Source organism: Burkholderia sp. HI2761, assembly GCF_002223355.1.
In the GTDB taxonomy this organism is placed as follows: Bacteria; Pseudomonadota; Gammaproteobacteria; order Burkholderiales; family Burkholderiaceae; genus Burkholderia.
Genome location: NZ_NKFN01000007.1, coordinates 279,513 through 292,286 on the forward strand (window position 1 = coordinate 279,513; position 12,774 = coordinate 292,286).

The 12,774-nt window shown below is 68.1% G+C and carries 10 protein-coding genes and 1 pseudogene; 5 read left to right on the forward strand and 6 right to left on the reverse strand.

The annotated features are described in order from the left end of the window. Positions 1–31 precede the first annotated feature (31 nt). Positions 32–769: a histidine utilization repressor gene (hutC, locus tag CFB46_RS18820; RefSeq protein ID WP_089500810.1), complete on the forward strand. Its 738-nt coding sequence runs from the start codon at positions 32–34 to the stop codon at positions 767–769. 78 nt (positions 770–847) lie between these two features. Here the strand turns inward: hutC and CFB46_RS18825 are convergent, their stop codons facing one another. Together CFB46_RS18825 and CFB46_RS18830 are read right to left on the reverse strand one after the other, a co-directional pair. After that, positions 848–1,696 carry a phytanoyl-CoA dioxygenase family protein gene (locus CFB46_RS18825; RefSeq protein WP_089500811.1) on the reverse strand — a complete coding sequence of 283 codons (849 nt, stop codon included), beginning with the start codon at positions 1,694–1,696 and terminating at the stop codon, positions 848–850. Positions 1,697–1,735: 39 nt separating this feature from the next. Then, a complete protein-coding gene (locus CFB46_RS18830; RefSeq protein WP_089500812.1) occupies positions 1,736–2,539 on the reverse strand; it encodes an ABC transporter substrate-binding protein in 804 nt (267 codons plus the stop codon). 544 nt (positions 2,540–3,083) lie between these two features. On the opposite strand from CFB46_RS18830, the gene CFB46_RS18835 reads away from it, so the two are divergent. After that, complete coding sequence (locus CFB46_RS18835; protein WP_027781737.1) at positions 3,084–3,947, forward strand: LysR family transcriptional regulator; 864 nt, start codon at positions 3,084–3,086, stop codon at positions 3,945–3,947. Positions 3,948–4,002: 55 nt separating this feature from the next. Here the strand turns inward: CFB46_RS18835 and CFB46_RS18840 are convergent, their stop codons facing one another. From CFB46_RS18840 to CFB46_RS18850, 3 genes are all read right to left on the reverse strand, one after another. After that, entirely contained in the window at positions 4,003–4,476 is a 474-nt protein-coding gene (locus tag CFB46_RS18840) for a nuclear transport factor 2 family protein (RefSeq protein ID WP_089500813.1), read from the reverse strand. Between the two features lie 56 nt (positions 4,477–4,532). Continuing rightward, on the reverse strand, positions 4,533–5,717 hold the full coding sequence (locus tag CFB46_RS18845; RefSeq protein WP_089500814.1) for an amidohydrolase family protein: 1,185 nt from the start codon (positions 5,715–5,717) through the stop codon (positions 4,533–4,535). Between the two features lie 67 nt (positions 5,718–5,784). After that, the gene (locus tag CFB46_RS18850) at positions 5,785–6,984 is read right to left on the reverse strand and encodes an amidohydrolase family protein (RefSeq protein ID WP_089500815.1); all 1,200 of its coding nucleotides are present in this window, start codon (positions 6,982–6,984) and stop codon (positions 5,785–5,787) included. A 535-nt stretch (positions 6,985–7,519) separates the two neighbouring features. Here CFB46_RS18850 and CFB46_RS18860 point away from each other — a divergent pair. Then, entirely contained in the window at positions 7,520–8,170 is a 651-nt protein-coding gene (locus CFB46_RS18860) for a glycine zipper 2TM domain-containing protein (protein ID WP_089500817.1), read from the forward strand. A gap of 264 nt (positions 8,171–8,434) precedes the next feature. Further along, the gene (locus CFB46_RS18865; RefSeq protein WP_089500818.1) at positions 8,435–8,944 is read left to right on the forward strand and encodes a GNAT family N-acetyltransferase; all 510 of its coding nucleotides are present in this window, start codon (positions 8,435–8,437) and stop codon (positions 8,942–8,944) included. 63 nt (positions 8,945–9,007) lie between these two features. On the opposite strand, the gene CFB46_RS18870 is transcribed toward CFB46_RS18865, so the two are convergent. Then, positions 9,008–11,005, reverse strand: coding sequence for a glycoside hydrolase family 28 protein (locus CFB46_RS18870; RefSeq protein ID WP_089500819.1), 1,998 nt, complete (start codon positions 11,003–11,005; stop codon positions 9,008–9,010). Positions 11,006–11,364: 359 nt separating this feature from the next. Between CFB46_RS18870 and CFB46_RS18875 the strand changes: the two are divergent. Further along, positions 11,365–12,724 (forward strand): annotated as a pseudogene (locus CFB46_RS18875) (aspartate aminotransferase family protein). The last annotated feature ends 50 nt before the right edge of the window (positions 12,725–12,774 follow it).

Below are 12,774 nucleotides of genomic sequence, written 5' to 3' on the forward strand. Positions count from 1 at the left end.
CCTCGTCACTTCTTCGCGCAAGGATCTTCCGATGGTCACCAAGGCCACCGCACCGTTCCAGCAGATCAAGACGCTCGTTCGCCAGAACGTCGAGTCCGGCGACTGGCGCCCCGGCGACCGCATCCCGTCCGAACTCGATCTCGCCGCCCGGTTCGGCGTCGCGCGCATGACGGTCAACCGCGCACTGCGCGAGCTGACCGAGGAAGGCGTGCTGAAGCGCATCGCGGGCGTCGGCACCTTCGTCGCGGAGGTCAAGCCGCAGTCGAACCTGCTGATGATCGCGCATATTCGCGACGAGATCCGTGCGCGCGGGCACGAGTACCGCTGCCGCGTGCTCAGCCGGTCGCGCGAGCCCGCTTCGTTCGACGTCGCGGCCGCGTTCGGCCTGCCGGTCAACACGCCGGTCTTTCACGTGGTGTGCGTGCACGAGGAAAACGGCCGCCCGATCCAGCTCGAGGATCGCTACGTGAACCCGGCGGCCGCGCCCGGCTTCATCGATCAGGATTTCCAGACCGAACCGCCGTCCGAGTACCTGTACAACAACGTGTCGCACTACGAACTGGAAATCGAGCACGTCGTCGACGCGTCGCTGCCGACCGTCGAGCAGGCGCGGCTGCTCGACATGCGCGCCGACGAGCCGTGCCTCACGCTCACGCGCCGCACGTGGACGGACGGGCTGCCCGTCACGTTCGTGCACTTCCTGCATCCGGGTAACCGCTACCGGCTCGGCTCGCGCTTCAAGCCGGGCGCGGGGCGCCACCCGACCTGATCGTTCGTCGCACGCCTCCGACACGCACGGCGAACGTTTCGTCATGAAACGGCCGCCGTGTTCATTCGTTACGTCGGGTCAGATCGCGCCAACCTGCCCCGCCCCGCGTGACCACACGACCGGAAACAGCGGGTGATCGAGCGGCGCGCCGTCGGCCAGCTGTTCCGCGAGCCCGGGAAAATCGGGCGACGTTTTCCAGCGGCGCGGCGCGTGACGGACATCGTCGCCGACGAAGCGGATCGAGAACGCGCGCCGGCGGTTCTGCGTGCCGCCCGACGCATGCAGCGTTAGCATCCGGAAGCACACCATGTCGCCGGGTTCGAGCGCCCAGTGGCGGATCGGGAACGCCGTGCGGTCGGCTTCGATGTCGGGCAGATCGGCAAGGCTGCCTTCCGGGAACCACTTCGCCTCCTTGTCCATGAACGTGCGCGGCATCAGCCACGGCCCGCGATGCGAGCCAGCGACGAATTCCAGCGTCGACTCGAGCGGCACCGGATCGACCGGAATCCACATGCTGACGTTGTCGTTGCCTTCGATGTTGTAGTACGGCTGGTCCTGGTGCCACGGCGTGCGCTGCCGCGTGCCGGGCTCCTTCACGAGCAGGTGGTCGTGATGCAGCCGCACGTTGTCCGTGCCCATCAGCGCGGCGGCGACCGACGGCGCCGGCGAGCGCACGATGAAGTCGCGATACGCGTCGTTGTGCTGCCAGTTGCAGAAATCCTCGAAGAACCAGCCCGGATCGTCGGGCCGGCTCGCGACTTTCGCGCGTTCGCTCGGCTGCGCGAGGTTCGCGTCGATGCCGGCCCGCAGCGCGGCCACTTCGTCGGGCGAAAAGATGCCCTTGATGCAGACCGCACCTTCCTCGCGGAACGCGGCGATCAGTTCGGGCGTCACGGCTTGCGCGACGCGCTCCTGGATACTCGTCATGGTGTGCCTGTCGATCGAATGAATCACGGAGTCACGGAATCACGGCGCCGAAGTCAGTTGCTGCTTCGCGCCATAGATGTCGAAGTCGAAGTATTTCGCGGCGATCTTCTGGTATGTGCCGTTCGCGCGAATCGCGACGATCGCGTCGTTCAGCCGCTTCTTCATGTCGGCGTCGCCCTTGCGTATGCCCATCGCGACGCCGTAGCCGGTGATCCGCACGTCGGTCACGTCCGGGCCCGCGAATGCGTAGCCCTTGCCGCGCGGCGTCTTCAGGAACGAGTAGCCGGCCTGCGTCTTGTCCTGGAAGGTCGCGTCGAGGCGACCGTTGACGAGATCCTGATACACCTGATCCTGATTCTGGTACGAGACGATCGTCACGCCCTTGGTCGCCCATTCGGCCTTCGCGTACGCCTCCTGCGTCGTGCCCTGGTCGATCCCGACGCGCTTGCCGGCCAGCGACGCCGCGGTCGGCAGCAGCTTCGAGCCGACCGGCGCGACGAGCGCGCCCGGCGACGCATACAGCTTGTTCGAGAAGTCGACCTGCTTGAGCCGCTCGTCGGTGGCCGTCATCGCGGACATGATCACGTCGAACTTGCGCGCGCGCAGCGCCGGAATCATCCCGTCGAAGCCCTGCTCGACCCACACGCACTTCGCACGCAGTTGCTCGCAGATCGCATTGCGCAGGTCGATGTCGAAGCCGGCGAGCGAGCCGTCGGGCTGCTTCGCCTCGAACGGCGGATACGTCGGATCGATACCCCAGCGGATCGTCGACGTGTCCTGCGCGAACGATGCGAGCGGCGCGAACGCCAGCGCGGTAACGAGGAACTTGGCAGTACGGTTCATGGCGTGTCCTTGTGGTCTCGACGCGGCGGGGAGCGCCGGGCGTCCGGTGGGGAGCGTCGTGCCGGCATGCCCGGCGCGGTACGCGAAAGACGGGACTTCGATGAAACTGCGATGCAGTCTAGACCGCTAGATTTTCGAGCGCAAGCGGGGGTATGACGGAGTGCGGCGGATTGAAGAGAGGCGGGAGACGGGAGAGCGGGCAGATGCTTGATCCACGGCCTTTTTACGGGGTTTTCAGGTGTTTACCCTGTGCGACGCACGTTTGCCACAGAGCGTGTTTTTCCGGATGTTCGTGAAATGTAGAGGTCTATACCGGAAGCTACGGCGATGTGTCGCCCGATCTTCCACCGACCGTACGGCGATGCGCCCCTGGCGTGCCCGCGCTCGCCGCTGCGCGGCCGATAAGATGCGTCACGCGCTTCAAAGGCGCCGCGAAACGCCACACCGAATCCGGCGAAACCGCGATTGCCCGCTGCGTCCGGCCATGTTAAAAGTCGTCGCACGCATTTGAAAATGAAATGCTCGAATCCACAGAAGTGCAGAAATGAATAGACCCCTGTTCGACATCGACCTGCTGCGCGCGCTGGTGATGGTCGCCGACTGCGGCAGTTTCACGACGGCTTCCGCGCGCCTGCATTCGACGCAGTCGACCGTCAGCCAGAAGGTGCGCCGGCTCGAGGAAATCGCCGGCCACCGCCTGCTCGACCGCGGCGCGCGCGACGTGCGGCCGACCGACGCGGGCGTGACGGTGCTCAGCTATGCGCGGCGCATGCTCGCGCTCAACGACGAGATGCTGGAGGCGCTGTCGGGCGCGACGGTCGCGCTGACGATCCGGCTCGGCGTGCCCGACGATTTCGCGGCGGGTCGCACGACGCACGCACTCGCGGCGTTCAAGCGCGAGCATCCGCAGGTGAAGCTCGAAGTGACGTGCGGGCTGAGCCGCGACATCAGCGCCGCGTACGATCGTGGCGAACTCGACCTCGTGCTGATCAAGCAGCGGCGCGACAGCCGCGAGGCGGTCGTGCGCTGGCCCGAGAAGCTGCGCTGGATCGACAGCGCGAAGCATCCGTCGATCGATCTCGACCCGGTGCCGATCGTCGTGTTCCCGCCGCGCGGGCTCTACCGCGACGACATGATCAAGGCGATCGAGGAGCGCGGCCGCCGCTGGCGGATCAGCTTCACGACGTCGAGCCTGAGCGGGATCCAGGCGGCCGTCGCGGACGGGCTCGGCATCAGTGTGCTGCCCGCGCGCGTGGTGACTGACGAGCATGTGGTGCTGACCGCGAAGCAGGGCTTCGCGCCGATCGAGCATATGGACATCGCGATCCTGCACCGGCCGACGGCCGACCCGATGGTCAGCGAACTGACGAAAACGCTCGCGGCGATGCTGGAACTCGAAGGGCGGTAAGCGAAGCGGGTTTCATCCGGCAGCAGGGAACGGGGCACGGCGTGCCGAGCATGCGTCAGAACATCGTGTTGCCGTTCGCCGCCTGCTCGGGCACCGGCTGGTTGACGTCCCAGTGTTCGACGATCTTGCCGTGCTCGAGCCGGAAGATGTCCATGATCGCGCTGCCGCGCGTGCCGGGTTCGCGCACCGCGTGCACGTGCAGGATCACGTAGTCGCCATCGACGAACGAGCGTTTGATCTCGCTGTGCGACTGCGGATATGTGTCGCGCAGGAACGCGACGAACTTGCGGAAGCCGTCGCGCCCGTCGGCCGCGTTCGGGTTGTGCTGCACGTAGCGATCGCCGACATACACAAGCGCGGCGTCCGCATCCTTCTCGTTCAAGCCTTTTTCGTAGAACGCCAGCACCGTGCGCCGGTTGGCCTCCTGCCGCGCGTCGGCCGGGCCGGCCGCCCCCGCATGCGTGGCGGTCACGGCGAACAGGGCCACCGCCATCCATCGTGCGGCCCGTGCCGCGGTCGTGCGTCGCATCGTCGTCTCCCCGGAAATCCGGCTGAAAACCGGATCATACCGGCGCGACGCGGCGTTCAGACCAGTGCGCCGTCGCGCGCGACGACCTTCCCGGACGACACGACGAGACGCCGCACCGGCCGCGCGACGACGGCCTCGGCGAACGTCAGCGCATCGACGAGCACCACGTCCGCGCGGTGACCCGGCTGCAGGCCGTAATCCGCGAAACCGCAGCCGCGCGCCGCGCCGTGCGTCACGCAGTCGAGCGCGACTTCGAGCGCATCGTCGCGGCGGAAATCGTTGCGCATGGCGATCAGCATCGCGCGCTCGAGCATGTCGGGCGAGCCGTACGGCGTCCACGTATCGCGCACGCCGTCGTTGCCGCCGACCACGGTCACGCCCGCCGCACGGCACGCGGCCAGCGGCGGCACCGGCACCGCGGCCGGCGCGGTCGTGACGATCGCGACGCCGAGCTCGGCCATCCGCGCGAGCAGCGCCTCGCGCTCGCGTTCGGCGATATCGCCGAGGCAGAAACCATGGCTGATCGTGACCTTTCCCTGCATGCCGAGCGCCGCCGTGCGCTGCAGGATCAGTTCGAGCGAGTACGCGCCCATCGACCCGCGCTCGTGCAGATGGATATCGAGCCCGCGGCCGTGGCGCCCGGCGATCGCAAACAGCACGTCCACCGCCTCGACCGGATCGCCTTCGATCGCGCACGGATCGAGCCCGCCGAGCAGGTCGGCGCCGGCGCCGAGCGCGTCGGACAGCAGCGCATCGGTGCCCGGCCGCTTGAGCACGCCCGATTGCGGAAACGCGACGATCTGGATCTCGACCTGCCCGCGCAGCGTCTCGCGCGTGGCCAGCACGCCGTGCAGGTGGCGCAGCCCGGCTTCGGTATCGACGTCGACGTGCGTCCGGATGCGCGTCGTGCCGGCAGCGAGGAACGCACGCGCCAGCGCGAGCGAGGCGGCGCCCGCGTCATGGCCGCTCGTCGCGCGATAGTGGCGTTCGTTCTCGATGCGGTCGACGAGGCGCGGCCCGACCTGGTTGCGATACCACGGCATCCCCCAGTGGGTCTTGTCGAGGTGCGTATGGCCTTCGACGAGGCCGGGCAGCGCCAACGCGCCCGCGCCGTCCTCGATCGCGCAGCCGGCGGGCGCGTCGAGCGACGGGCCGACGCGCGCGATGCGATCGCCTTCGATCAGGATATCGAGCGCAGCGTCGGCGTTCGTGCGGACATTGCGGATCAGCAGGTTCGTCATGTCGGGTCCGGTCGGGTCGGTCGGTGCAAGGCGGGCACGGCGCGTGCCGTGCCGCCGGTCATGTGGTTCAGCGCGTAAAGCGCAGCGACGGAGCGAACGGTGCGTCCGTATCGCTTTCGCCGCGGCGAAATACCCAGCGCTCGGCCGGCACGCCCGCGACGGCCGCCGCCGCATTCGGCGCGCGCACCGCGACGAAGCTTGCGTCGCAGCCGAGCGCGATTCCGTAGTTCTCCTTGCCGATTGCACGCGCGCCGGCGTGCGTCGCCATGTCGAGCGCGATGCCGAGCGCTTCGTCGGTGTAGAAGCCCGACCGGTAGCCGACCATCATCGCGCGCTGCAACATGTCGCCGTTGCCGTACGGCCACCACGCGTCGCGGATGTTGTCGTTGCCCGCGAACACGTGTACGCCCGCGTCGCGCAGCCGTCGCACCGGCGGGAACGCGCAGTCGCCCGGCGCATTCGTCAGGATCGATACGCCGGCTTCGGCCAAAGCCGCGGCCGTACGCTGCACGTCGTCATCGCTCACCTGGCCGAGCGCGTACGCATGGCTCACGTTCACGCGCCCGCCGAGCCCGGCCGCGCGCGTGCGCGCCGCGATCCGCAGCAGTTGCGCAATGCCCGTTTCCCCCGGCTCGTGCAGGTGGATGTCGATTTTCGCGCCGCGCTTCTCGGCGATGCCGAACACGATGTCGAGCTGGCCGTCCGCGTCGCCGTCGAGCGTCGTCGGGTCGATCCCGCCGACCACGTCCGCGCCTTCGCGCACGGCGGTATCGAGTATCTCGGCGGTGCCCGGGCACGTGATCACGCCGGCTTGCGGAAACGCGACCAGTTCGATGTCGACGATCCCGCGCCATCGTTCGCGCGCGGCCATCACGGCGTGCAGGTTCGACAGGCCCGTCGTCGCATCGACGTCGACGTGGCTGCGCATCGCGATCGTGCCGAACGCGGCGGCCTGCGCGATCAGCGCGTTCGCTCGCTCGACGATCGGCGGCGCGGCCGCGAGCTGGCGCTTCTCGACCGCGAGCCGCTCGCGCAGCGAGCCGACCGGTTCGTGCGGCACCCAGCGATCGCCGACGAAGCTCTTGTCGAGATGGATATGGCCGTCGACGAAACCGGGCAGCACGACGCGGCCGTCGAGGTCGATCGTCTGCGCGCCGGGCGCGGCTGCGCAATCGGCGCCGATCGCGGCGAAGCGGCCGTCGCGGACGACGAGGTTGACGGGCTGGCCGCCGGCGTCGACGGCGTTGATGAAGAATCGTTCGGTCATGGCCTGGAATGTGGAGCGGTCGCGGCGCGACACCGGCGCGGACAGGGGAAGGAACCGCGGCCGGCGCGGCGCGGCCGGTGGCAGGGAATCCGGCCACGATATCGGACGCCGCCGGCCGAGGCCAATTAAATGTCGCGATGCCGTGCATTCGATTTCGCGATGTGCGGCGCAGACGCCACGCCAGCAAGATGCGACGGCGGGGTCCGATCTCGTCGGAGACGGCCTGCCTGCATTGGCCCGTCGGGCGACGTCGCGGAAGCCGAGGTTTCGAGCGCCTGCATCGAGGCGCCGACTGCCTCGAAAGACACTCCGCCGGACCGCTATCGATGCGCGTTGTCGACGCTGCCGAACGGCCGCCGCCCTTCCCGGCCATTGCGCGATCGCCCCGCGCAAGCCGCGATTTACGCGGCAACAGACTTTACACGTTGTTACCCGGCCGCACCGGACGCGCATCCGGCCATTCCTTATACTCACGCCGAGTTCGCCACCCGTCTCGGGAATCCATCGGCGAACACGTTGCCGATGCAGGAAACACATGATGCGCATGCCTTCCACGAAGACCGTTCTGTTCGCCTCGCTCGTCGCCGTGGCGGCGCTTCCGCTCACCGCGTGCGTCGCGCCCGGCTACTACGGCGCGCAGCCGGGTTATCCGCAGCAGCAGCAATACGCGACGCCCGGTTATGCGCAGCCCGCGTATTCGCAACCGGGCTACGTGCAGCAGCAACCGGCGTATCCGAATCAGGCACCGCAACCGTACGATCAATACGGCAACCCGACGCAATACGGCTCGCAGCCGTATGACCAGTACGGCAATCAGCAACAGCAATACGCGACCCCGTACGGCAAGCAATACGGCACCGTCGCGAACATCCAGCCGGTCAACGGCTCGGTCGGCCCGTCGGGTGTCGCCGGCACCGTCGTCGGTGCGCTGGTCGGCGGCCTGGTGGGCAACCAGTTCGGCCGCGGTCATGGCCGCGATGCGGCGACGGTGATCGGCGCGCTCGGCGGTGCGGTGGCGGGCAACCAGATCGGCCAGCAGATGGGCGCCGCACAAGGCCCCAGCAGCTACCGGATCGACGTGCAGGTCAGCGACGGCTCGATGCGCTCGTTCGACGTGCAGTCGCCGGGCAACCTGCGTCCGGGCGACCGCGTGCAGATCAACGGCAACCAACTGTCGCGCTATTGATTCCAGTGGCGTGCGCGTGAGCCGATCTCGCGCATGTCGAGCATTCGACGTCGGGTGCCGGTTCGGCGCAACGGCACACGCGTCTGGCGTCCCCGTCGATGGCGGCACGACCCGCCGCCGTCACCATCTTCTCCGTTCACGATCGTGCCCGCACCGGGCATTGCCCCGCGACATCCGGATTCCCATTAGGATAAGGACGATGCATCCCGCGCCCGCGGCAGCGGCACGCGCCGGCATGCACGCCCCTCGACCGGAACGCCCCCGATGACGATCACGATCCGCCTGCTCGACGCGGCCGACGCCGCCTGTTTCCGCACCGTCCGCCTGCGTGCGGTCGACACCGCGCCCCTATCCTTCCTGCCGACGCTCGACGAAGAATCCCAGGTGCTGGTCGACGAATTCGCGAAGCGCCTCACGCCAACGCAGGTCCAGGCCGTGTTCGGCGCGTTCGACGGCGATACGCTCGTCGGCATCACCGGCGTGCGCCGCGATGCGCGCACGAAGATCGCGCACAAGGCGACGATCTGGGGCGTGTACGTCGACGCCGCGTATCGCGGGCAACGCATCGCGCAAGCGCTGCTCGACAGCGCGACCGGGCATGCGGCGAGCGCGTGGGGATGCAGCCAACTGATGCTGTCCGTGAACGAGGTCAACCACACCGCCGAGCGGCTGTATGCATCGCAGGGGTTCGTGCGGTTCGGCACGGAGCCGCGCTCGCTGTTCGTCGATGGCCGCTTCTACGACGAGCACTACATGATCAAGACGCTGGCATGACGCGTCGGCGTTCGCGTGCAGGCACCGACCGGCTGCACGCGAACGCCGTGGCGTTACGTCATCTCACCGCTTGTCGGTGATCGTCGCGTTGACGACCTGCCCGGCGATCGTCACGTTCGTCAGCGTCATCGCGCTCACGTTGAACGCATAGATCGGCCCCGGCGACGTGACCGTCGGCGTGCCCGACGCCACCGGCGTGCCGAAGTCGCAATCGGTGATCGTCACGCCGGAGATCGGCTGCACCGCGGGCGTGGGCGGCGTGCCGTTGTAGTCGAACGCGACCGGCCCCTGCGCGACGATCGCCTGGAAGCACGATGCGGTCACGCCGTTCAGCGTCACGTTGCTCGCTTTCACGTCGGCGATCGTCACGTTCTGCACGACCGGCGCGCGCGTGCGCACCGCATCGTTCGCCGGCTGATAGTCGCAGTCGAACGTGACGATGCCGCCCTGCGCCGCGGACGGATTGCCGGCCGACGGCGTGACGACGCCGAGCGGCACGCTCGCGTTGACCGGGCTGCCCGCGAGCAGCGCGCTGCCGTAGCCGCCGCCCTTCAGCGTCACGCCATTCGGCAGCGTGACGCCCTTCACGTGGAAATCCTTCACGTAGCCGCCGCGGTTCATGTTGGTCTTCACGCGAATCGCGATGTTCAGCGGGTTGGTCTGCCAGTTCGCGTTCAGCATCGACAGGTTCGTCGCATAGATCTGCTCGACGCCGCCGCCCATCTCGCTGCCGAGCGTGATCCCGCCGTGCCCGCTGTTCATCGTGCAATTGCGGATCAGGTGCCGCTTCGCGGGCCCGTATTCGGTGTCGCGGTCCTTGCCCGACTTGATCGCGATGCAGTCGTCGCCGGTGTTGAACGTGCAGTCCTCGCACAGCACGTCGGTGCACGCGTCCGGATCGAAGCCGTCGTTGTTCGGGCCGATGCTGTTGGTCGTCACGCCGCGGATCACGACGTTGCGGCTCGCGGTCGGATGGTGCTGCCAGAACGGCGTGTTCTGGGTCTGGTAGTTCGCCATCAGCACGTTCGTGCAGCCGATGAATTCGACCATGCATGGCCGCAGGTAGTGACCAAGGCCGAAGATGCGCTTCTCCACCGGCACGCCGGCCTCGGACAGCGCGGGCAGGTAGTTCTGATCCTGCTGCCACGGCGTGACGGGCGACGTCAGCAGCGCATAGAGCGCGTCGGAAATCGCGGGCGCGACGATCCGCAGGTCGACGTTGTTCGGGTTCGCGTAGTTCTGGGCCGGCACCGTCGCGCCCGCGCCGTACGCGCCCGACGAGCCCTTGTAGGTCCACCAGCAGACGCTGTTCGCGCCGCTGCCGGAGAACGGCGTCATCGCCTGCCCGTTGAGCACCGACGTCGGGCCTTCGCCGGTCAGCGCGATGTTCGTCGCGTTGCGCGCATAGACGGGCGCGCCGTAGTTCAGGCAATCGTTCGCCTGCCAGCGGCTGTAGTACAGCCGGCCGTTCGCGCCGCAATCGACCGGGCCGTCCTTCGCGTAATCGGCCGGGTTCGGGCTGAAATAGATCGTGCAGTTCGCGCTCAGATGGAACGTGACGTTGCTCTGCAGCACGATCGGCCCCGCGCAGTACCAGGTGCCGGACGGCACGACGACCCGGCCGCCGCCTTCACGCCGGCATGCGTCGATCGCCGCGAGAAACGCCGGGCGCGAATCGAATGCGCCGGGCGCGGCCGTCATATCGGAACCGGGGCTGACGGGCGATTTCGCGGCCGGGTACGGCGACGTCTGCGCGACCGTCGCGCACCGGCGCGCGCCGTAGTGCGTCACGTCGAGGTCGCGCCCGCGCCGCGCGAGCCGCGACACGTGCGCGAGCGATGCGGCGATGCGCGCCGCCGCGCCGTGCTCGCCCCACACGAGATCGACCGCCGACGCATCGGGCGTCGCGCCTGCCGCCAGCGCCCGGGTGGCCGCGAACGGACCGCCGAGCATCGCGCCGCCGGCGAGCGCGCCGGTCCAGCCGATGAAAGCGCGGCGCGATACCCGTTTCGATGCGGGCGATCGGGCGGGCGAAGACGAACGGCGGCGATGGGCGGCCATGGGCACTCCTTCAGAGTAAGGGGTATCGATGCGCCGAGTGGCGGATCGTTATTTATACGTCGTCGTACTACATCGCGAAGTCTAGACGCGATTGGAGCAACGCATGTATTTGTCGTTTACCCTGTTTTCTCCGACTTCATGGGCTGTATGTGAGCGCACACTCACATGGACGAATGCGCTTTCAGAGATATGTTGTCGTATGTTTATGCGCAAAAACTTCGACTCAATCCCGCAATCCTGTCCATCGGAAACGGGTTCCCAGCCCGTCCACTGCCAACCCGCTTCGGTAATTCCGCCTCTGGTCAGCCCCGCGCCGCCCGCGCTATCGTTTCGCCATCCCCACAGCCCAGGAGCTGCCTTTGCCTACCCGCCACGGAGTCGATCTCATCCGCGCCCGCGCGCTGTTCGATCGCGAGCGTCAGACGTTCACCGAAGCCATGCCGGCCTCCCGCGCACTGTCCGCGGAAGCATCCGAGCACTTGCTGTTCGGCGTGCCGTTGCACTGGATGCAGGACTGGTCGACCCCGTTCTCGCTATACGTGAAGGAAGCCCGCGGCGCGACGTTCACCGACGTCGACGGTCACCGCTACGTCGATTTCTGCCTCGGCGATACGGGCGCGATGTTCGGCCATGCGCCCGAACCCGTCGCACGCGCGCTCGTCGAGCAGGCCACGCGCGGCTACACGACGATGCTGCCAAGCGAGGACGCCGCCTGGGTGTCGCGCGAACTCGCGCGGCGCTTCCGGTTGCCGGTCTGGCAATTCGCATTGAGCGCGAGCGACGCGAACCGCTTCGTGCTGCGCTGGGCGCGCGCGGCCACCGGCCGCAACACGATCGTCGTGTTCAACGGCTGCTATCACGGCACGGTCGACGACGTGTTCGTCGATCTCGTCGACGGTCGCCCGGTGCAGCGCGACAGCCTGCTCGGGCAGTCGTACGACCTGCTCGCGAACACACGCGTCGTCGAATTCAACGATCTCGACGCGCTCGAAGCGGCGCTGAAGGATGGGGATGTCGCGTGCGTGCTCGCCGAGCCCGCGATGACGAACATCGGCATGGTGCTGCCCGAGCCGGGCTTTTGGGAGGCCGCGCGCGAACTGACACGCCGCACCGGCACGCTGCTCGTGATCGACGAGACGCACACGATCAGCAGCGGCCCCGGTGGCTACGCGGTCGCGCACGGTCTCGAACCGGACATGCTGGTGGTCGGCAAGCCGATCGCGGGCGGCGTGCCGTGCGCGGTGTACGGGTTCAGCGCCGAATTCGCGGAACGCGCGAAGCAGGCGAAGCTGAACGCGCCGCCCGGCCACTCGGGCATCGGCACGACGCTCACCGCGAACATGCTCGCGATGCATGCGATGCGCGCGACGCTCGCCGAAGTCGCGACCGACACCGCGTATGCGCACATGTTCGCACTCGCCGCGCGGCTCGCGACGGGCCTCGAACACGCGATCGCGAAACACGGGCTGCCGTGGTGCGTGACGCGCATCGGCGCGCGCACCGAGTTTCAGTTCGCGCCCGTCCCGCCGCGCAACGGCACGCTGGCCGGCGCGCAGCTCGACAGCGAAACTCGAGCACATCGTGCACCTGTACCTGCTGAATCGCGGCGTGCTGATCACGCCGTTCCACAACATGATGCTCGTGTGCCCGCAAACGACCGACGACGATGTCGACCGGCTCGTCGCGCAGTTCGATGCGTGTCTGGGCGAACTGGTGTGAGACGCTGATGCAGGGCCCGGTACTCGCGCAAGCGCGTGCCGGGCCGTCCC